This is a genomic window from Candidatus Symbiopectobacterium sp. NZEC151, from assembly GCF_025962655.1.
In the GTDB taxonomy this organism is placed as follows: domain Bacteria; phylum Pseudomonadota; class Gammaproteobacteria; order Enterobacterales; family Enterobacteriaceae; genus Symbiopectobacterium.
Genome location: NZ_JAGFPE010000001.1, coordinates 625077 through 646488, shown reverse-complemented (window position 1 = coordinate 646488; position 21412 = coordinate 625077). Strand labels below are relative to the sequence as shown.

Genomic DNA, 21412 nt, shown 5'->3' with positions numbered 1-21412 from the left:
GCGCAACAATCAAACAGCCGTCCTACAGTTGGGCAAGGTGCAACCAAACCGGTCGGGCAACAGCGGGTAACGATCGGCATCCGGCAGTTCAAAATGCCACCATTCCGTTTCAATCCCGACGAAGCCGCCCGCCGCCATCACGGCATAGAGTTGCAGTCGGTTACGTTGCACGGCGACGGGCAACGCCGCACACCACGCATAGGACTTTTCATTCATTTCATCGAAGCCGGTGCCCATATCCAGCGCCTTGCCCTGTCGATCCAACAGCGTGACATCCACCGCCACGCCGCGACTGTGGTGCGAGCCCACCGCCAGCGAGGCGACAAAGCGCGGATCGGGACAGGCATCCCACAGGCGTACTTGCGCCGCATGGGGACGATAGGCATCGTAGAGTTGCAGCCGATAGCCGCTCTGTTCGGCAACGGCCACGCTGCGCGCCAGTCCACGCGCCGCGTCCGGGTGCAACAGGCAAAGCGCTTCGGCATAAATGGGATGACCGGTCAGGTTATCCGCCGTGGCATATTTCATATCGATAATCAGTTGGGGTAGCGTCTGCGCCAGATCCACCAGGTCGATAACATCCGTCATGTGTTGTCCTGTTTACGGTTCAAATTGGCCGAATTCCGTTTGCAAAGCGCGGTTGAGCGCCAGTCTCGCCGACAGGTTGTCGCCCAACTGCTCCACCACTGCGGAGAGCAGCAGATTAAACAGGCAGGTAATCGGAGCCAGCGAATCCCAGAAATGGCCGGTATCGGTTTTGACTTGCAGCAAATCCATCGGGTAATCACGCGCCCAGGGGCACCAGAGATCGGTGATCAGCGCCAACGGGATCTGCCGATCGCTGGCGGCGCGGCAATACTGCCGGGCCACGGTGGAGTAGGCGCGCGTGTCGGTCACCACCACATAAGGGCGTTGGTATTCTGAATTGAGTGACTCCACCCAGGTGCCAGACAGCCCATCGACATAGCTCACGCGCGGGCGCAAATACTCCAGATGGCTAAAAAACGCGTTGGCGATGCCGCGCGTAGATTGGATGCCGAGAATAAACACCGCCTCTGCTTCGGCCAGTTGCTGACTGATGCGCGCGAAAGCCTCCGTTTGCGCCAGACGATAGACATCCTGAATGGCATCGACCTCCAGGCGCAGAGAGGGGCTGAGACGATCCGAGAGGGTGCGCTGCTGCTGCCAGGCATCCAGCCGGTCGGTAACGCCCCAGGGGCGGTATGGGGCCAGCGCATCGGCACGCAGGCTTGCTTTGACATCTTCCAGATTGCGGTAGCCCAGCTTGCGCAGATAACGCCCCACGGTGATCCCCGTCGTGCCGGTATAGCCGGCGATGCTATCCGCTGATTCAAACGGTATCTGTGCCAGATTATTCAGCAACCAACCGGCAATACGCTTACCGCTGGGGGTTTGCTGACTAAACGACGCTTCGATACGTGCGATAAGATCAATGCGCACAGTGGCGTCAGGGTTAGCGGAAGAGGCGTCATCTTGCTGCATGTTAGTGCCCTGTCATTCGCGGTCATAATGTTATGCGATTAACATTGCAGTATCCGTGCCAAAAAATAACTAATTGATATTTATAAAGAAGATGGGTTTTTGAGGGTTTTGAGAAAGCTGCAGTGCGCCATCATGGCGCACTGTGTGCAGGCAAATGCATGAAAACAGTGCCGAAAAAAACCAATAAACCGTTACATTACATAGCGTTAGATAAGCATTTCCTATCGCTGCAAACTACTCGCTGCGTTGAATCTGCGCGGCAATGGATTGCGCGACCTGCTGCCAACCCTGTGCCAGCGTTGTCACCAACGCGTCATAGCCATCGTCTTTAACCGGCAGCACCAGATTGAACGGCTGACGCAGCAGCCGATCGCCGCGCTGCAAGGTCCACTCCCCTTGCACCACCGCTTTTCCGTCGAACCGGCCGTGGAAGGCTTTCACGGTAACAGCCAGCTCCGAGGGGGAGGCCCCCAACGGTTGCGAACTTACCGTCCAACCCGGCAGCCCGGCATTCAGGCTGCTTTGCAGCGTCTGTTGCAACTGTTGTTCCAGCGGGCTGGCCCACAGATTATTGCTGGCAATGACATAACGTACATCATTGGTCTGGTAAACCAGCCCCGAGGTGCTGAGATAATCCGCCAGCGCAACGTGGGAGAGCCACAGCGTGCGGGCCGCGGTCAGATCGGTTTTTCCCGCTGCCGCCACAGACGGCTGCGGCAGTTGGTAATAGGTTTTTGGCGTTGTACTGCTGCATGCACTCAACAGCAACGCCACTGCCACCAGCCATCCTTTACTCATGGTTTCGCCCTCTTCGGTTGGGGATCTTCGCTCTCAGGCGCCTGGAAGATCAGTGCATTGCTTTTGTCATTCAGCGTGCGCAACACCGGCTGCAACTCTCTTAATACCTGATCCAGACGCTGCATATTTGCCACCAGGCGGTTATAGGCCGGTGAGCCTGGCTGCAAGCCTTGCATACTGCGGTTCAGCTCTTGCAGCGTTTGTTGCATATCCTGCGGCAGCGATTGCATCGCTTTGCTGGAGGTTATCTGGTTTAACGAAGCGAGCGTCTTTTTCAACTCACGCAGCGTTGACTGGCCCTCTGCCAGCGTCTTGGTGGCTTCGCTCACCATGGGCGTTAACGGCAGATCGTTGATCTTATCCAACACCGCCATCAGTTTTTGCTGGATTTGCGACAAACCGCCGCCCATGGTCGGCAACACCGGATACCCATCAACCACCCGCAGCGGCCCCGTGCTGTTACCGCGTGCTTTCGGGTAAAAGTCGAGATCGATAAACAAAGCACCGGTCAACAGGTTAGCCGTTTTCAATGAGGCACGCAGCCCCATGGTCTGTGCGTCGGCGAGCTGTTTCTGGTAATCAAACTGCTTGCCGATGATCTTTTCAAAACGAGCAGGTTCAACGCGGATCAGCACCGGAATGCGGTAATCCATATCCATGTCCTGCTTAAAGTTGGTCGTCACCAGCGGCGCTTGAGCAACGGTTCCCAGGCGAATGCCACGGAACTCCACCGGCGCGCCTACCTGCAACCCGCGGATCGATTCATCAAAGAACATCACATATTCTTTGTATTCCGTGTAGAGCGAATCCTGAATACTGCGCTCATTATCAAACAGCTGATAGTGCGCACGATCTTGCACGCGCTCACCCAGTTCCCACCCGGCAGGCACGTCAAAGCTCACGCCACCGCTGAACAAGGTGGTCAGCGATCCCATTTCCACCCGCATCCCCTGCGCCGACATATCCAGCGTAACGCCGCTGTCTTTCCAAAAACGGACATTGCTGGTCACCAGACTGTCGTATGGCGCGGTGATAAACAGTTGATAGCGCATTTGTCGCGCCTTGGTATCGAACTCGCTGGTTTCAACCGAACCAACGCGGTAACCGCGAAACAGTACCGGATCGCCGGCATTCAACTGGCCCGAACGCTCGCTGTCGAGCAGAACACGGATCCCTTTGGCGTGCGGCGGTGCCAGCGGCGGTGAGTCCAACAACGCAAATTCACTGCGCGCTTCACCGCTGACACCCGGCTGAAGTTCAATGAACGCACCGGACAACAGCGTGCCTAACCCGGAGACCCCTTCGCGGCCAATCTGCGGTTTTACCACCCAGAACACAGAATCATGACGCAGCAGCTTACCCATACCAGAATGCAAGCGAGCCACAATCTCCACCTGGCGCAGGTCTTCACTCAGCACCACGCTCTCCACCACACCCACGTCCACACTGCGACTTTTGATGGTGGTTTTACCGGCGACAATCCCTTCGGCGCTCTGCGTCGTTAGCGTGATCTGTGGCCCCAGGTGACTGAAATGGTAGAATAAAATCCAGGCACCGATCAGCACCGTCACAATGGGTACAATCCACACGGGCGACCAGCGTTTAATCGCTTCCACGTTCGCGACAGAATAGTTATTTTTCGCCAATGGCTGATCCCTCTTGGTCATTATCACGCTGGCGATCCCACAGCAAACGGGGATCAAACGTCATGGCGGCAAACATGGTCAAAATGACCACCAGCGCGAATAGCACCGCACCGATTGCCGGATAAACACTCATTAACTGGCCGATGCGCACCATGGCAGACAGCACCGCAATAACAAATACGTCGATCATCGACCAGCGACCGACAAACTCCACCATCTCATACACCACGTGCAGCCGCTCGTTATCCTGACGCCCGTTGCCCGCCGCACTCCAACATAACCATGCCAGCGCCAGCATTTTCAGCGACGGCACCATAATGCTGGCAATGAAGATAACCAGCGCTACCGGATAAGATCCCATGCCCCATAGCAGAATGACCCCCGACATAATGGTGGACGTTTCACTACTCCCTAACGCCTCAGTGATCATGATCGGCAACAGGTTCGAGGGAATATAGAGCAACACCGAGGTCAACAGCAGCGCCAGCGTCCATTGCAGGCTGTTTTTACGCCGTGCGTGGCCGTGACGATGGCAACGCGGGCATTCCCACTGATCGGCGGGCAATATTGCCGTACAACAGGTGCAGGAACGCAGTCCTTGTGCCAACCCCGATCGTGCGGTTTGCGGCACAAAGGGTAACGGCGGAGCAGGCGCTACGTCATTCCACACGCTGCGCCGATCCAGACTTTGGTAGGCCAGCAGTTGCAGCAGACAAAACAGGACATAGGGAACAAAACCGGTGCCGACGCCAATGTCACCATAAGACATCAGCTTCACGAAGCTCACCAGCACGCCAGCAAGAAAGATTTCGGCCATTCCCCAGCTTTTCAGCCAGAATAGCCAGATGGCCATTACCCGTTTCAGCCGTAATGGCATATCGCCGCGCAGCGACAGCAGGATAACCATCACCATGGAGAGCGCCGGGATCACCTGAACAAACAGCATAAACAGGAAGGCGACGCTGGCGTAATTATCGGACACCATCACCTGCGGGATCTCAAACAGCGATATCTCACTGGTGATGCCCGCCACGCGCATATAAACAAAAGGGAAGGCGTTCGCCAATGTCAGCATCAGCAAGGCGCTGAAGGCAAAGCCAATGGAGCGCTGGTGCGCCTGATTCTGGCGGTTGGCCAGGGTTGATTTACAGCGCGGACACACTGCCTTCTGCCCGTGCTTCAGGATGGGTAACTCCACCAGCATGTCGCACTGGGGGCACAACATGTAGTCGTCATGTCTCGCGTTATGATTGCACACGCTCTGCCTCCTTTATCTTTCGCCGAGCGGCACCCCAGTCAGGAGCGCCGCCGCCGTTAACCTGTCGAAGGCTGGTGTTTCCCACAACGCGGTAGCGTTTCCGCCGTGGTCCTTGGAAGGCCTTTGCCTTCTGCTAGTATACCAACGTTAGCCGTTTTTCTGCGTTTCCAACGCTTCCCAACGTGCGAAACACACTTCCAACGCTTGCTCCGCGTCTGCCAAAGCATCCAATACCTTTTGCGTTTCATCACGCGGACGGGTAAAGAAATCGGCATCGTTCATTTGCGCCTGTAACGCCGCAATGGACTGCTCCAGTTGTTCGAGTTTCTCGGGCAGTTGTTCCAGTTCGCGCTGCTGGTTATAACTGAGTTTCCCGGTTTGACGTTTAGCGCTGGGTGCGCTCTGGGCACTCTCTTTACTCTCTGCGGATTTTTCCACCGCCGCCGCCATGGATTTACGCAGTGGCACCGCTTCAGCGCGCTGTTGCTGCGCATCATAATAACCGCCAACATAGCGGTTAATACGCCCATCACCTTCGAAAATCCAGCACTCCGTGACCGAGTTATCAACAAACTGACGGTCGTGGCTCACCAGCAACACGGTGCCTTGATAACTGTCAATCAGCTCTTCCAGCAGTTCCAGCGTTTCCACATCAAGATCGTTGGTCGGTTCGTCAAGGATCAGCAGGTTGCTGGGTTTGAGGAATAAACGCGCCAGCAGCAGTCGGTTACGCTCACCGCCAGACAGGGCTTTTACCGGCGTCATCGCCCGTTTGGGATGGAACAGGAAATCTTGCAGGTAGCCCAGCACATGGCGAGAACGGCCATTCACCATCACTTCCTGTTTGCCTTCGGCCAGGTTATCCATCACGGTGCGCTCTGGATCGAGCTCGGCGCGGTGCTGGTCAAAATAGGCGACTTCGAGCTTGGTACCGCAGTGAACGCGACCGTGCGACGCTTGCAGATCGCCCAACAGCAGTTTCAGCAGCGTGGTTTTGCCGCAGCCGTTTGGCCCCACCAGCGCTATCTTGTCGCTGCGCAGCACCTGTGCAGAGAATCCCTGCACCAGATTTTTGTCACCGATGTGATAATCGACGTTTTCCAGCTCAAATACGATCTTGCCGGAGCGCGCCGCTTCTTCCACCTGCATTTTGGCAGAGCCCATCACTTCACGGCGTTGTGAACGTTCCTGACGCATCGCTTTCAGCGCACGCACCCGGCCTTCATTACGGGTACGACGCGCCTTGATGCCCTGACGGATCCACACTTCTTCCTGTGCCAGTTTGCGATCGAACTCGGCGTTTTGCAGATCCTCCACCCGCAACGCTTCTTCTTTACCCAGCAGATACTTATCGTAATTGCCGGGCCAGGAGACCAGTTTACCGCGATCGAGATCGACAATGCGTGTCGCCATGTTGCGAATAAAGGAACGGTCATGGGAGATGAAGACGATGCTGCCCTGGAAGGTTTTGAGGAAACCTTCCAGCCAGTCGATGGTTTCGATATCCAGGTGGTTGGTGGGTTCATCCAGCAGCAACACTTTCGGCCCGCTGACCAACGCGCGGCCCAGCGCCGCCTTGCGCAGCCAACCGCCAGAGAGCGAGGACAAGGGCGCATCCGCCGTCAGTCCCAATTGCGCCAACACGTCGTGGATACGATTCTCTAATTGCCACAACCCTTGGGTTTCCAACGTTTCCTGAAGTACCGCCAACTGGTTGAGGTTCTTATCGCTGGGATCCTGTTCGACCAGACGCAAGGCTTCATGGTAGCGTTTCAGGTAATCCGCCTGCTCGGCCACCCCTTCCGCCACAAAATCAAATACGCTGCCCGCGATGTCACGCGGCGGATCCTGCTGCAAGCGCGAGACGATCAGATCCTGCTCATAAACAATACGCCCATCATCCAGCCGTACTTCGCGCGCCAGGATTTTCAGTAGGGTCGATTTCCCCGCACCGTTACGCCCGACCAGACAGACGCGTTCATTTTCTTCAATGTGCAGTTCGGTGTTATCAAGTAAAGGCGCATCGCTGAACGACAGCCAGGCATCCGAGACGCTAATTAATGACATGACTTACTTTTCCTCGCCCGCGTGTCGCAGCAACCAGCAGTTGTGGATCTGGCGATTGCGGGCAAAATCTAATGAAAGGGTTTTCTCGCTGATTTCCGTGGCGCGAAGCCCAAGGGCTGCAATGCCCGCCTGATCCATCTGGAAACCGCGTTTGTTGTTGGAAAACAGAATGGTACCGCCTCGACGCAGCATACGCTGCAAATCTTTCATCAACGCCAGATGGTCGCGTTGCACGTCAAAGGCATCGGCCATGCGTTTCGAGTTTGAGAACGTAGGCGGATCGATAAAAATCAGATCGAACTGTTCGCGCGTTTCCTGCATCCATGACAGGCAATCCGCCTGAATAAGGCGATGCTGACGGCCTGCCAGGCCGTTGCTGCTCAGGTTTTTCTCCGCCCACTCCAGATAGGTGCGTGACATATCCACCGTGGTAGTACTGCGCGCACCGCCCAGCCCCGCGTGGACGCTGGCCGTACCGGTATAAGCGAACAGGTTGAGGAAGTCTTTTCCTTGACTCATCTCGCCCAGCATCTTGCGCGCGATGCGGTGATCGAGAAACAGCCCGGTATCCAGATAATCGGTCAGATTCACCCACAGCTTGGCGTTATACTCCTGCATCAGCAGGAAATCGCCTTTCTGCGCCAGTTTTTCATACTGGCTCTTGCCCTTTTGCCGCTCACGGGTTTTTAACACCAGACGGTTGGCAGGCAGTTCCAAAACGTGCAACGTGGCGTTGATGATATCAAACACGCGCTGACGCGCTTTTTGCGGATCGACGGTTTTCGGCGGCGCGTATTCCTGCACCACCACCCAACTGCCATAACGATCGATAGCCACGTTGTATTCAGGGAGATCGGCATCATACAGGCGATAGCATTCTATCCCTTGCTGCTTAGCCCATTTTTCCAGTTTACGGCAGTTTTTGCGCAGACGGTTGGCAAAATCCGGCGCAACCTCGGCGCTCACGCGCGGCACACTGGCGTCATCCGCCGAGGCGTCAGGCGCAGCGCTGATACGGTAGTTTTTCTGTACGCAATCCAGCGGCCCATTTTTGGCCTTAAACTGGCGTTCAGCGCGCAACGGCAGGCTGGTTAATAGCTCCGGTGACGCGCTGAACAGCGACAGCGTCCAGCCACCGAACTCACTTTTCAGCTTGCGGCCCAGCATATTGTGCAGTGCAATCAGCGCCGGTTCACTCTCCAGACGCTCACCGTAAGGCGGGTTGCTGAGCACCGTGCCCGCCGGCCCTTGCGGCAGCGGATTACGCAGTTGTACCGCGTCCTGTACCGAGAGCGTAATCAATTCACCGACACCGGCACGGCGCGCATTGGCGCGCGCCAGCTCAATCACCCGGCTATCGTTGTCTGAACCGTAAAAGCGGGAGGTGGTGGTTTGCAGGCCTTGCTTGGCCCGCACCTGCGCCTCGGCCACGACGTCACGCCACAGATCGGCGTTATGGTTCAGCCAGGCGCGGAATCCCCAGTGATCGCGGCGCAGGCCCGGTGCGCGATCGGTGGCCATCATGGCAGCCTCAATCAGCAGCGTGCCGGAACCGCACAGCGGATCGATCATTGGCGTACCCGGCTGCCAACCCGAGCGCAGCACAATCGCCGCCGCCAGATTTTCTTTCAGCGGCGCAGCGCCGGTGCCTTCACGATATCCGCGCTGGTGCAAGCCGTCACCGCTGAGATCCAACGCAATGCTGGCCGTCTCGCGTTGCAAAAACACATTGATGCGAATATCCGGTTGCTGTTTAGCCACGTTGGGGCGCTGACCGGTTTTACGCACGAAGCTGTCGACAATGGCATCTTTCACTTTCTGCGCACCGTACTGGGAATTACGGATTTCGTCGTTAGTGCCGGTAAAGTGAACCACAAAAGCGCTGTCAACCGAGAACACTGAGGTCCAGTCAATGGCCTGAACGCCGAGGTAGAGATCGAGATCGCTGTAAACCTTGCATTGGCCGAGCGGCAATAAAATGCGTGATGCCAGGCGACTCCACAGCAAGCTGTGATACATCAAGCGATCGTCACCCTGAAAATGCACGCCGCCTTGAACCAGGCTGCATTCCTGCGCACCTAACGCTTCAAGTTCACTTTTAAGCAGTTCTTCCAGACCACGCGCCGTGCTGGCAAACAGAGAATTCATAATACGACGACCACCAAGGTAAAAGGGTAGACCCAGACGACTTCGGGTTGCTGGAACGCGGTAAGTGGTTCGGGTAAACCGACACAGCCAGCGCACCTGCAATGTGAAGTATCACGGGTGTAAAACATAAAATTGAGGCGCATTATAGCTAATCCCAGCGACTTGTCATAAAGTTGCCGCGTTAAAAACCTTCGAACAGATAGGCACTCTTGATGATTGGTGTTTCCCAACTGTACGTTCATCCGGTCAAATCCCTGCGCGGCTTGCAACTTTCCCATGCGTTGGCAACGCCCAGCGGTCTGGCGTATGACCGTTCCTTTATGGTGACGGAACCCGATGGGACTTTTATCACCGCGCGCCAGTTTCCCGAGATGGTGCTGTTTACACCGGCGTTGCTGCCTGATGGCTTGTTTCTCACTGCACCCGATGGCGCGCAGGCGCTAGTACGCTATACAGATTTCGCCCACACGCTGCAGCCGACCGAAGTCTGGGGCACGCACTTTTCTGCCTGCATCGCTCCCGATAACATCAACCAGTGGCTGAGCGGTTATTTTAAACGTCCGGTACAGTTGCGCTGGGTAGGTGATGCGCCCTCTCGTCGCGTGAAACGCTTTCCTGATATCCCGCTGGGTTTCGCCGATGGATACCCTTTTCTGTTGGTCAATGAAGCCTCTTTTCAAGCACTGCGCCAGCGCTGTAATGCAGGCATCAAGCTGATTCAGTTCCGCCCTAATATTGTAGTGACCGGCGCGGATGCCTTCGCGGAAGACAGTTGGCAGACACTGCGTATCGGTGAGGTGACCTTCGATGTGGTCAAACCGTGTAGCCGCTGCATATTAACCACCGTGAGCACCGAGCGCGGGCGCAAGCATCCCTCGGGAGAGCCGCTCGCCACGCTGCAAGCCTTCCGCACGGCTGAAAACGGCGACGTGGATTTTGGTCAGAATATGGTGGCGCGTCAAAGCGGTATCATTCGCGTGGGCGATAGCGTTGAGGTGCTAGCAACCAAGCCACCGCGTCTCTATGGTGCAGGGACCCCAGCCGCCACCTTGGATGCGCCGGTTCAGGCGGAACAAGGCCTTTCCCTGCACTATCAGGGCCAAACGCTGTCAGGCAATAATCAGCAGATTTTGTTAGAGCAACTGGAGCAGCACGGCGTGCGCGTGCCTTATTCGTGCCGGGCGGGCGTGTGCGGTTGTTGCAAAATGACACTGGTCAGCGGTGAGGTTTCGCCCTTAAAGCGGGGAGCCGTGCGTGAGGATGGCACTATTCTGGCGTGCAGCTGCGTGCCGCAAGGAGATCTGGTGCTCGCCTGACAAGCATCTTTCCCCTACACCACCTTGGCATAGGGGAAGGATGCCGATGGCATTGCCCCTGCCAGCGCGCTCTGTTGGGGCAACAGGCGGTCATGCATAATTTTAATCGCTTCACCTAACTGCATGGTTTTGCCGTTTAGCGTCAGCGCTTCTTGTGCCAACACGCACAGGCTGGCTTTTTCACCGTGTTCCACCACCATAAAGCAGGCAATCTCCTGGCTTTCTGCCAGCATTACCCGGACCGCATCGCCCATTTGCGGAGCCTGCTGTTCGTGGGGTTGCTGCGCAAAATACCAACTCTTGGGCATCAGGGGCTTTAAATAACGGTGAGCCACCAGCGCATTTAATATCAGCTCTGCCTGTAATTCATGCTGCAACGAAATAGGCTGACATTTTTCCTGAAAGGTGAAAAACAATGCGGCGTCATCAACACAAAATGATACCGGGGCAAACGCATCTGGCGTCAGCGTTTTGGCCGAAAAACGAGAACGAAATACCATGCCGTTGGCTAAATCCAGCATCATACGATCGTGTTCCGCGTCAAAATACCAGCGCCAATTGTCGTCAGGTTTTAACTTCATATTATTCACCTTCCCCTGGGCTATTCATCGACGCCGTTGCGTCTGCACACCACATACCATTGCCATCCTTGACAAGAAAACAGTTTATATCCGTCATACGCTTTGTGAGGGTATGTCAGTCGCGTTTTTTGTAAAAAAGAAGATTAATTGCACAAACGAGTAAAATATAGACTAGCTGGGGGAATAAATAAACCCCCAACGAGAAATGATGTGATGAAAAGATTAAATATGGGTAATGATATCTTTAATCAGGCGCGGTCCGTGAAAAATAAAGCCGGAATATATCTGTATCAGGGATGCACCCGCAGCCATTTTTTCCCGTGCGGCCATCAGTGAATCGACCCCACCAACGCCAATAATCGGCAACCGGCCGTTCAATTCTTGCGCCAAACGACGAATAACTTCGGTGCTGCGCTGTTGTAATGGACGCCCGCTTAATCCCCCGGTTTGCCCGCAATGATTTAACCCCTGAATCAAGTCACGATTCAGTGTGGTATTGGTGGCAATCACCCCATCAATGTGATGGCGTACCAAACTGTCTGCAATTTGGATCAATTCTTCGTCAGAAAGATCCGGCGCGATCTTCACGGCGATCGGCACATATTTCTGATGCTGGTGATGCAATGCATCTTGTTTATTTTTAATCGCCTGCAACAGATCGTCTAACGCTTCGCCGTATTGCAGAGAACGCAATCCCGGCGTATTCGGTGATGAGATATTGATCGCAATATATCCAGCGTGTGCATAGATCTTGTCCATGCAGATCAAATAGTCATCTTTACCCTGCTCAACGGGAGTATCTTTATTCTTGCCGATATTAATTCCCAGCACACCGCCAAAACGGGATTTTTTAACGTTCTCGACCAGGTTATCAACGCCATGGTTATTAAAACCCATGCGGTTAATTAACCCTTCCGCTTCCACGACGCGAAACAGACGCGGTTTATCATTACCGGGCTGCGGACGCGGTGTTACCGTACCGACTTCAATATGACCAAAACCCATTGCCCCCAGCGCATCAATACAATCGCCATCTTTATCCAGACCTGCGGCTAAACCGAGTGGATTTTTAAAAGAGAGGCCCATGCAGGTAACTGGTTTGGTGGGAACGGATTGGCGAATAAGAAATTCAAACGGTGTAGTAGATAGACGACGTAACTGCTGGAAGGTAAATTCGTGAGCCCGTTCTGGATCGAGCTGGAAGAGTGCCTTCTTGATTACGGGATAGAACATAGTGTCTCCTGAGATCCCAAAAGTCATGCATGCAAAAACAACAATAAAGCGGGTGACTTCCTGACGCACGGCGGGAAATGGTAATGAGATCGTGAGGGAAAGTAAAACACTTATCACAGAAAACAGGTGCGAGGTTGCTGACAAAACTCACTAAGCAGCGCCCCCTCCTCCGTCATTCCCGCGCAGGCGGGAATCTCTGGCCGAGGAAACGCGTTTATCCTCGCAGAGATCCCCGGCTTTCGCCGAGGATGACGGGAGGGGAGCCGAAGATGACGGGAGGGGAGCCGAGGATGACGAGCAGTAAAGTGACTTTCTCATCAATCTGAGATCCGCGCCGGATACGGGAACCTCGAGGGCAGATTAGCTTCGTAGCGCCTTGCCAATTTTTTCGAACAGATCGCCAGACAGGTTATCCAGCGTTTTCAATTGCTCCAGAGCCTGGCGCATTAACGCCTGACGCGATTCATCATAGCGTTTCAACCGGATCAGGGGCTCGATCAACCGCGCAGCGACCTGCGGATTGCGGGTATTGAGATCGCTGAGGATCTCGGTCAGGAAACGGTAGCCTTCACCGTCCGCGGCATGGAACGCAGCCGGGTTGGCGGCAAACGCCCCGACCAGCGCACGCAGGCGATTGGGGTTATTCAAGCTGAATGAACGGTGGTGCAGCAGCGCTCTCACTCGAGACAACACATCACTGGCCGGGCTGGAGGCTTGCAAGGTAAACCATTTGTCCATCACCAAACCATCGGTGTGCCAGCGGTCGTCAAACTGCGCCATCAAGGCATCGCGCACCGGCAGTTGCGCACTGACCGCACTGGAGAGTGCCGCCAACGCATCCGTCATGTTGTCCGCCTGCTGATACTGCGCGCTAACCAGCGCATCAGCCTGAAGCGCTTCGCCAAACGCCAGATAATAGAGGCAAGTGTTGCGCAGCGCACGTTTGCCAATATCAGCATGTTCGATGCGGTACTCAGCGGTGGCGTTGACGCGATACACCGCGAGCCATTCATCGGCCAGCTCTGTCGCCAGCGTGCGAACCATCGCTTCGCGCACCGCCGCAATGGCTAGCGGGTCGATAATCTCAAACAACTCTGCCATTTCGTTTTCACTGGGCAGCGTCAGTATTTGTGCTGCCAACATCGGGTCCAGCGCCGGATCCAGCAATACCCCACGGAACGCATCGGCCAGATGCAGGGGCAGCGAGAGCGGTTGGTGTTGCTGATAGCGCGCCACGTTGAGGCGAATATGGTTCGCTAGCAGGCTTTGCGCCGCATCCCAGCGCGAGAAATCATTGCGTGCGTGGCGCATCAGGAAGGTCAGTTGCGCATCGCTCCAGGCGTAGTTGAGCTTAACCGGCGCAGAAAACTCCCTTAATAAAGAGGGGATCGGCTGACTCGGCACATTATCAAACACAAACGTCTGCTCTGCTTCGGTCAGGTTTAGCACCGAATCGATCGGCTGGCCGGCATATTGCAACGGAATCACGTTGCCCTGCTGATCGTACAGCTCAATATCCAGCGGAATATGCAGCGGGCGTTTTTCCTGACCGTCCGCGCCCACGGGCGTTTTTTGACTGACCGACAGCAGATATTGCTGCGTTGCGGCATTGTAATCATCACGCACCGTCACCACCGGTGTACCCGACTGGCTGTACCAACGGCGGAACTGCGTCAGATCCACTCCCGAGGCATCTTCCATCGCCTGCACAAAATCATCACAGGTGGCTGCGCTGCCGTCATGACGTTCCACATAAAGCCGCATACCCGCCTGAAAGTTATCTTCACCCAGCAGCGTGTGCATCATGCGAATCACTTCCGACCCTTTCTCGTAAACCGTCAGGGTGTAGAAATTATTCATTTCGATCACCTGATCAGGGCGGATCGGGTGCGACATCGGGCTGGCATCTTCGGCAAACTGCGCACCGCGCATCACGCGCACGTTATCAATGCGGTTTACCGGGCGCGATCCCAGATCGGAGCTGAACTCTTGATCGCGGAACACCGTCAGCCCTTCTTTCAGGCTGAGCTGGAACCAGTCACGGCAAGTAATGCGGTTACCGGTCCAGTTGTGAAAATATTCGTGGCCGATCACCGCTTCGATGTTCAGGTAATCTTTGTCGGTTGCGGTTTCCGCCTTGGCGAGTACGTATTTGGAGTTAAAGACGTTGAGCCCTTTGTTCTCCATCGCGCCCATATTAAAGAAGTCCACCGCGACGATCATATAGATGTCGAGGTCATACTCCAGACCGAAACGGGTTTCATCCCATTTCATGGCATTTTGCAGTGAGGTCATCGCCCAACCCGCACGATCGAGGTTGCCGCGATCGACATACAACTCCAAGGCCACTTCGCGCCCGGAACGGGTAGTAAAGCTGTCGCTGAGCACATCGAAGTCCCCTGCCACCAGCGCAAACAGATAGCACGGTTTCGGGAACGGGTCCTGCCACTCCACCCAGTGTCGGCCATCGTCCAGGGTGCCCTGTGCGATGCGGTTTCCGTTGGAGAGTAAATAAGGATAGCGAACCGGATCGGCAGTAATACGCGTGGTAAAGCGCGCCAGCACATCGGGGCGATCCAGATAATAGGTAATGTGGCGGAACCCTTCCGCTTCACATTGGGTGCAAAGCGCAGCACCAGATTGGTATAACCCCTCCAACGCACTGTTGGCGGCGGGGTTTATCTCTGTGGCGATGCTGAGCGTGAATGCGGCGGGCAGTTGCGTTAGCACCAAGCCATCATCCTCAACCTGATAGTGCGGCCAGTCCTGGCCATCCACTGTCAGGCTTAACAGCGTCAGTCCTTCACCGTCCAGTTTTAACGGCGCCCCCGCCTCTCCCTGCCGAACCACCTGGCTCACTGCCGTGACGTGCGTTTTCTGCGCATCCAGAACAAAATCAAGCGCGATATCGCTGATGGTATAGTCCGGTGCACGGTAATCATGACGGTATTTTACTTGCGGCTGTTGATTCATAGGATGTTTACACCTCACTCTTTGCTTTGACAGTTCAGTTTATGCCTGTTACAACGATGTTGCCATGACTAAGTGAATGAGAATAATAACCATGTTAAAGCACGAATGGTCCTCTCTTTTCTGGCCGAATTATGATGTTATCTGGTGATAGCGACAACGCAGCGTGAATCAAGGTATACTCACCGAACGTTGCTGATGATTTTGATAGTGGAAACGCGTCTGACGAGGATGCTGTAACGCATTATGACTTTACACCCTTCCCCGATTTTGAACTCATTGCTGGATACGGATGCTTACAAGCTTCATATGCAGCAAGCGGTGTTTCATCATTATTATGATGTGGACGTTACAGCGGAATTCCGCTGCCGCGGCGATGAGCTGTTAGGGAGTTATGCAGAGGCTATCACCGCGCAGATTGCGCTGATGAGCCAGTTGTCACTCAGCGACGACGAGTTCGCTTACCTCTCTACGCTGCCTTTTTTTACCGCAGACTATCTACTGTGGTTACGCCATTTTCGCTTTAACCCACAGCAGGTTACCGTGAGCAACCATCACGGCAAGCTGGATATTCGTATTCGCGGCCCGTGGCGCGAAGTGATTTTGTGGGAAGTGCCCTTGCTGGCGGTCATCAGTGAAGTGATACACCGCTCGCGCACCCCGGACGTCAGCGCCGTGCACGCCGTGGCGCAACTGCGCCGCACGTTGGCGCAATTCCGTGAACGCAGCCAGGGTATCGATCTGAGCCATTTCAAACTGATGGATTTCGGCACCCGACGTCGTTTCTCCCGCGAGGTGCAACATGACATCGTGAGCATGTTGCAGCAAGAGTTCCCCTATTTGATTGGCACCAGCAACTACGATCTGGCGCGCCAATTGGGACTGACACCGGTAGGTACGCAGGCGCATGAGTGGTTTCAGGCGCATCAGCAACTCAGCGCGACATTGGCTAACAGCCAACGTGCCGCCCTGCACGCCTGGCTGGTGGAATACCCCGATCAGCTCGGTATCGCGTTGACCGATTGCATTACCATGGACGCGTTCCTGCGCGATTTCGATCTCGATTTCGCCAACGCCTATCAGGGTCTGCGTCACGATTCTGGCGATCCGATCGATTGGGGCGAAAAGGCCATCGCACATTATCAGCGCTTAGGCATTGATCCCATGAGCAAGACGCTGGTGTTCTCCGATAACCTGCATCTGGAAAAAGCGCTTACGCTCTATCGCCATTTTTCTCAGCGCATCAATCTGGTATTTGGCATCGGCACGCGTTTGACCTGCGATATTCCCGGCGTGACACCGTTGAACATCGTCATCAAGCTGGTGGAATGCAACGGTCGTCCGGTGGCGAAACTTTCCGATAGCCCCGGCAAAACCATCTGCCACGACGCCGCGTTTATTTCTGCGCTACGCAAAGCGTTCGATCTGCCGCGCATCAGAAAAGCCAGTTAGTCTCCCCGGCTGCTCAGTATTTAACCCAACGTTGCCGGAATGCGCAAAACTTGACGCATTCCGGTGATTTCTGCTTGTGTCCTGCCAGACGGCAAGTAACATAGCAAATCACCCTTAGGGGTTGACCCGTTAAATACCATTCATTGAGAAGAGAGAATTTTATGAGCGTAGTGCCTGTAGTCGACGTACTGCAAGGCCGTGTCGCCGTTGACAGTGAAGTCACCGTGCGCGGCTGGGTACGTACCCGGAGAGATTCTAAAGCCGGTATCTCCTTTATCGCCGTCTATGACGGTTCCTGCTTTAATCCGTTACAGGCGGTCGTAAATAATAATCTTCCCAATTACCAGAACGACGTTCTGAAATTGACCACCGGGTGCTCGGTCATCGTCACCGGCACCGTTGTCGCCTCTCCGGGCGAAGGTCAATCATTCGAAATTCAAGCGACCGCCGTTGAGGTGGTGGGCTGGGTAGACGATCCGGACACCTATCCGATGGCGGCAAAACGCCACAGCATTGAATACCTGCGTGAAGTTGCGCACCTGCGCCCGCGCACCAATCTGATCGGTGCTGTGGCACGCGTGCGCCACACGCTGGCCCAGGCCATTCACCGCTTCTTCCATGAGAACGGTTATTTTTGGGTCTCTACGCCGCTTATCACCGCGTCGGATACCGAGGGTGCCGGTGAAATGTTCCGCGTTTCCACGCTGGATCTGGAAAACCTGCCGCGTACCGAGGCGGGCAAAGTGGATTTCAGTGAAGATTTCTTTGGTAAAGAGGCGTTCCTGACCGTTTCTGGCCAACTGAACGGTGAAACCTACGCCTGTGCGCTCTCCAATGTGTACACCTTTGGCCCTACGTTCCGTGCCGAAAACTCCAACACCAGCCGTCACCTGGCTGAATTCTGGATGATCGAACCGGAAGTGGCCTTTGCCACTCTGGACGATGCCGCAGCGCTGGCAGAAAGCCTGTTGAAATACGTATTCAAAGCCGTGCTCGACGAGCGCGCCGATGACATGGCGTTTTTTGCCGAGCGTGTAGATAAAGAAGCTATTAGTCGTCTGGAAAACTTTGTCAGCGCGGATTTCGCCCAAGTGGATTACACCGACGCTATCGAGATCCTGCTGAATTGCGGACACACCTTCGAGAATCCGGTGTTCTGGGGCGTCGATCTTGCCTCCGAACATGAGCGTTATTTGGCAGAGCAGCACTTTAAAGCGCCGGTGGTGGTAAAAAACTACCCGAAAGACATCAAAGCTTTCTATATGCGTATGAATGAAGACGGTAAAACCGTCGCGGCCATGGACGTACTGGCACCGGGCATCGGCGAAATTATCGGTGGTTCTCAGCGTGAAGAGCGTCTGGCACAGCTGGATAGCCGTCTGGAAGAGATGGGGCTGAATAAAGAAGATTACTGGTGGTACCGCGATCTGCGGCGCTACGGCACCATTCCTCATTCTGGTTTTGGACTCGGGTTTGAACGTCTGATTGCTTATGTTACCGGTGTACAAAATGTGCGCGATGTTATCCCTTTCCCACGCACGCCGCGCAACGCCAGTTTCTAAATACGCATTAAACATAAGTAAAACAAATAACTAGAAAAAAGACCGCGAATAAATCGCGGTCTTTTTTTTTCTTTCAGATAAGGCTCACAAAGTTCCCTGAAATTTACAAATTGAAACACAATCTTTCTTTTTGTTACCCGATTACGAACTTAGTATCATTTTTAGGGTAGATTAACGGGCGAGTGAATGGAACACTGCGTTCAGACACAGGAGGACACCAAACTTCCAGTGATAGTTCCGTAAGAGTTTTATTACTTTTTTCGAGAATTGTTGATGGCAGCGGCGGGTGTCTTAAAACACCAATGAGGGTAATAATGATGAAACGCAATATTCTTGCAGTAGTAATCCCGGCTTTGTTGGCTGCGGGCGCAGTAAACGCAGCAGAAGTGTACAACAAAGACGGCAACAAAGTGGACCTGTACGGTAAAGTTACCGCTAAACACCGTTTCTCTGACAATAACGGTCAGGATGGTGACAAATCTTATGCACGTCTTGGTGTTAAAGGCGAAACGCAGATCAACAGTGATGTAACAGGCTATGGCCGTTACGAAGTTGAATTCGCTGGCAACAAAAGTGAAGACGGCAGTGATAGCAGAGATGTTAAAACCCGCTACGCTTTCGCTGGTTTGAAAATCGCTGATTTCGGTACTATCGACTACGGTCGTAACCTGGGTATCGCTTACGATTCTCTGGCATACACCGACGTGCTGCCTGAATGGGGTGGCGATCAGTCTAACTCTGATAACTTCCTGACCGGTCGTTCTACTGGCGTTCTGACCTACCGTAACAAAGATTTCTTTGGTCTGGTTGATGGCCTGAACTTTGGTCTGCAATACCAAGGTAAAAACAGTAAAGATACTTTGAACGAACGTGATGATCGTGACACATCGAACGGTGACGGTTGGGGTACTTCTCTGGAATACGTATCTCCGGTTGGTGTAGGTATCATAGCCAACTATGCTGCAGTTAGCCGCACTGTCGAACAAAATGCTGTTGCGACTGATTCTGGTCGTGGCAAGAAAGCAGAAGCTTGGGGTACTGGCCTGAAGTATGATGCTAACAACATCTATGTTGCAGCCATTTACTCTGAACTGCGTAACGCTTCTTACATCAACAAAACTGTTGGTGGTGTGCATACCGATTTCGCTGACAAAACCAAAATCTTCGAAGCTGTTGCCCAATACAACTTCGATTTCGGTCTGACGCCTTCTCTGGGTTACGTTTCTGGCAAAGCTAAAGACGACACCAACAACCGTAACGCTTACATCACCAAATACGTGAGCCTGGGTGCAACTTACGCATTCAACAAAAACTTCTCCGTATACACTGAATACGACATCAACCTGATCAAAGACACTAACGCTTACGGCATCAATGATGATGACAAAGTTGCTGTTGGTGTAACTTATCAGTTCTAATTTCGTTTTATCCGCACTGCATTACGCAGTCTGATAACGAAAAAGACAGGGCCTTGCGCCCTGTCTTTTTGTTTTCTGCGACCTGACTATTAGCGCCATTTATGGCTACCGCTCCTACCACAATTTTTCCTGTTAATTCACCTGCATTTTGATCGCAAACGGTTGGCAAAGCTTATGGCTAGCGGTAACCTGAAGGTTCTTGCCTAACCTCTGTCATGGAATAGCCATCAATGTTTGAACATATTACTGCCGCTGCCGCTGACCCGATTCTTGGCCTGGCCGATCTGTTTCGCGTCGACTCTCGTCCGCAAAAAATCAATCTAGGTATTGGCGTATACAAAGATGAAACCGGAAAGACACCGGTGCTGGCCAGCGTAAAAAAAGCAGAACAATTCTTGCTGGAAAATGAAGCCACCAAAAACTATCTCGGGATCGATGGCCTGCCCGAGTTCGCCCTGCTCACGCAGGAACTGCTGTTCGGCAAGCAAAGCGCGATTATCAGTGAAAAACGCGCGCGTAGCGCACAAACGCCGGGCGGCACCGGTGGCCTGCGTATCGCCGCCGAGTTTATCGCCAGCCAGACATCCGCCAAGCGCATTTGGGTAAGCAACCCAAGCTGGCCTAACCATAAAAACGTGTTCCAGGCTGCCGGGCTGGAAGTGTGCGATTATCACTACTACGATGCCGCCAACCACGCGCTGGACTTTGACGGCATGGTAAAAAGCCTCGAAGCGGTTCAGGCGGGTGACGTGGTGTTATTCCACGGCTGTTGCCATAACCCGACCGGTATCGATCCTACGGCGCAGCAGTGGCAAACGCTGGCTGATCTGTCCGCTCAAAAAGGCTGGCTGCCGTTGTTTGATTTTGCCTATCAGGGCTTTGCTCGTGGGCTGGAAGAGGATGCAGAGGGGCTGCGTATTTTTGCCGCATCCCACCCGGAACTGTTGGTATCCAGTTCCTATTCGAAGAACTTTGGCTTGTATAACGAACGTGTCGGTGCCTGCACGCTGGTCGCAGCCAATGCTGATGTGGCGGATAAAGCCTTCAGCCAGATGAAATCCATCATCCGTGCTAACTATTCTAACCCGCCGGCTCACGGCGCGGCGGTGGTGGCGACCATCCTCGGCAACGAGGCGTTGCGTACGCTGTGGGAGCAGGAACTGACGGCGATGCGCGAGCGCATCCAACGCATGCGTCATCTGTTCGTCAATACCTTGCAGGAAAAAGGGGCGACACAGGATTTCTCCTTTATCATTCAGCAGAATGGCATGTTCTCCTTCAGCGGACTGACCAAAGAGCAGGTATTGCGTCTGCGCGATGAATTTGCGGTCTATGCGGTGAACTCTGGACGGGTTAACGTGGCGGGTATGACGCCGGAAAATATGGCTCCGCTGTGCGAAGCCATTGTGGCCGTGCTGTAATATGCCGCCAGGCATCCCCTGCTACGCTGGGGATGCCGA

General features: G+C 54.3%; 15 protein-coding genes. 5 read left to right on the top strand and 10 right to left on the bottom strand.

What is annotated here, in order from left to right:
* Positions 1-9: 9 nt before the first annotated feature.
* From ddpX to rlmKL, 7 genes are all read right to left on the bottom strand, one after another.
* A complete protein-coding gene (gene ddpX, locus J5067_RS02960; protein WP_264642287.1) occupies positions 10-588 on the bottom strand; it encodes a D-alanyl-D-alanine dipeptidase in 579 nt (192 codons plus the stop codon).
* Between the two features lie 12 nt (positions 589-600).
* Entirely contained in the window at positions 601-1503 is a 903-nt protein-coding gene (locus J5067_RS02955; RefSeq protein WP_264650399.1) for a MurR/RpiR family transcriptional regulator, read from the bottom strand.
* Between the two features lie 234 nt (positions 1504-1737).
* Positions 1738-2301 (bottom strand): membrane integrity-associated transporter subunit PqiC, encoded by a 564-nt coding sequence (pqiC, locus tag J5067_RS02950; RefSeq protein ID WP_264642285.1) that lies wholly within the window; start codon positions 2299-2301, stop codon positions 1738-1740.
* Complete coding sequence (gene pqiB, locus J5067_RS02945) at positions 2298-3947, bottom strand: intermembrane transport protein PqiB (protein WP_264643699.1); 1650 nt, start codon at positions 3945-3947, stop codon at positions 2298-2300. The genes pqiC and pqiB overlap by 4 nt, the downstream gene beginning before the upstream one ends.
* On the bottom strand, positions 3934-5205 hold the full coding sequence (gene pqiA, locus J5067_RS02940; RefSeq protein WP_264642284.1) for a membrane integrity-associated transporter subunit PqiA: 1272 nt from the start codon (positions 5203-5205) through the stop codon (positions 3934-3936). Before pqiA ends, pqiB begins: the two co-directional genes overlap by 14 nt.
* Positions 5206-5352: 147 nt before the next feature.
* Entirely contained in the window at positions 5353-7272 is a 1920-nt protein-coding gene (locus J5067_RS02935; protein WP_264642283.1) for an ABC transporter ATP-binding protein, read from the bottom strand.
* 3 nt (positions 7273-7275) lie between these two features.
* Positions 7276-9420: a bifunctional 23S rRNA (guanine(2069)-N(7))-methyltransferase RlmK/23S rRNA (guanine(2445)-N(2))-methyltransferase RlmL gene (gene rlmKL, locus J5067_RS02930; RefSeq protein ID WP_264650398.1), complete on the bottom strand. Its 2145-nt coding sequence runs from the start codon at positions 9418-9420 to the stop codon at positions 7276-7278.
* A 212-nt stretch (positions 9421-9632) separates the two neighbouring features.
* Between rlmKL and J5067_RS02925 the strand changes: the two genes are divergently transcribed.
* Positions 9633-10736, top strand: coding sequence for a YcbX family protein (locus J5067_RS02925; RefSeq protein ID WP_264650397.1), 1104 nt, complete (start codon positions 9633-9635; stop codon positions 10734-10736).
* Positions 10737-10750: 14 nt separating this feature from the next.
* Here the strand turns inward: J5067_RS02925 and J5067_RS02920 are convergent, their stop codons facing one another.
* The 3 genes from J5067_RS02920 to pepN form a co-directional block, all read right to left on the bottom strand.
* Positions 10751-11317 (bottom strand): cell division protein ZapC, encoded by a 567-nt coding sequence (locus J5067_RS02920; protein WP_264650396.1) that lies wholly within the window; start codon positions 11315-11317, stop codon positions 10751-10753.
* A 222-nt stretch (positions 11318-11539) separates the two neighbouring features.
* Positions 11540-12550 carry a quinone-dependent dihydroorotate dehydrogenase gene (gene pyrD / locus J5067_RS02915; RefSeq protein WP_264650395.1) on the bottom strand — a complete coding sequence of 337 codons (1011 nt, stop codon included), beginning with the start codon at positions 12548-12550 and terminating at the stop codon, positions 11540-11542.
* 360 nt (positions 12551-12910) lie between these two features.
* On the bottom strand, positions 12911-15523 hold the full coding sequence (gene pepN / locus J5067_RS02910; protein WP_264650394.1) for an aminopeptidase N: 2613 nt from the start codon (positions 15521-15523) through the stop codon (positions 12911-12913).
* 243 nt (positions 15524-15766) lie between these two features.
* Here pepN and pncB point away from each other — a divergent pair, with 243 nt between their 5' ends.
* The 4 genes from pncB to J5067_RS02890 all read left to right on the top strand — a co-directional run bounded on the left by pncB (position 15767) and on the right by J5067_RS02890 (position 21373).
* Positions 15767-16972 carry a nicotinate phosphoribosyltransferase gene (gene pncB, locus J5067_RS02905; RefSeq protein WP_264650393.1) on the top strand — a complete coding sequence of 402 codons (1206 nt, stop codon included), beginning with the start codon at positions 15767-15769 and terminating at the stop codon, positions 16970-16972.
* Positions 16973-17133: 161 nt separating this feature from the next.
* Entirely contained in the window at positions 17134-18534 is a 1401-nt protein-coding gene (asnS, locus tag J5067_RS02900; protein ID WP_264642276.1) for an asparagine--tRNA ligase, read from the top strand.
* Between the two features lie 314 nt (positions 18535-18848).
* The gene (locus J5067_RS02895; protein WP_319802379.1) at positions 18849-19952 is read left to right on the top strand and encodes a porin; all 1104 of its coding nucleotides are present in this window, start codon (positions 18849-18851) and stop codon (positions 19950-19952) included.
* Between the two features lie 230 nt (positions 19953-20182).
* Entirely contained in the window at positions 20183-21373 is a 1191-nt protein-coding gene (locus tag J5067_RS02890; RefSeq protein WP_264650392.1) for an amino acid aminotransferase, read from the top strand.
* Positions 21374-21412: the final 39 nt, after the last annotated feature.

Coding starts and splice junctions, on each gene's coding strand:
- ddpX (WP_264642287.1), bottom strand. CDS start 588: ATGACGGATGTTATCGACCTGGTGGATCTGGCGCAGACGCTACCCCAA.
- J5067_RS02955 (WP_264650399.1), bottom strand. CDS start 1,503: ATGCAGCAAGATGACGCCTCTTCCGCTAACCCTGACGCCACTGTGCGC.
- pqiC (WP_264642285.1), bottom strand. CDS start 2,301: ATGAGTAAAGGATGGCTGGTGGCAGTGGCGTTGCTGTTGAGTGCATGC.
- J5067_RS02935 (WP_264642283.1), bottom strand. CDS start 7,272: ATGTCATTAATTAGCGTCTCGGATGCCTGGCTGTCGTTCAGCGATGCG.
- rlmKL (WP_264650398.1), bottom strand. CDS start 9,420: ATGAATTCTCTGTTTGCCAGCACGGCGCGTGGTCTGGAAGAACTGCTT.
- J5067_RS02925 (WP_264650397.1), top strand. CDS start 9,633: ATGATTGGTGTTTCCCAACTGTACGTTCATCCGGTCAAATCCCTGCGC.
- J5067_RS02920 (WP_264650396.1), bottom strand. CDS start 11,317: ATGAAGTTAAAACCTGACGACAATTGGCGCTGGTATTTTGACGCGGAA.
- pyrD (WP_264650395.1), bottom strand. CDS start 12,550: ATGTTCTATCCCGTAATCAAGAAGGCACTCTTCCAGCTCGATCCAGAA.
- pepN (WP_264650394.1), bottom strand. CDS start 15,523: ATGAATCAACAGCCGCAAGTAAAATACCGTCATGATTACCGTGCACCG.
- pncB (WP_264650393.1), top strand. CDS start 15,767: ATGACTTTACACCCTTCCCCGATTTTGAACTCATTGCTGGATACGGAT.
- asnS (WP_264642276.1), top strand. CDS start 17,134: ATGAGCGTAGTGCCTGTAGTCGACGTACTGCAAGGCCGTGTCGCCGTT.
- J5067_RS02895 (WP_319802379.1), top strand. CDS start 18,849: ATGATGAAACGCAATATTCTTGCAGTAGTAATCCCGGCTTTGTTGGCT.
- J5067_RS02890 (WP_264650392.1), top strand. CDS start 20,183: ATGTTTGAACATATTACTGCCGCTGCCGCTGACCCGATTCTTGGCCTG.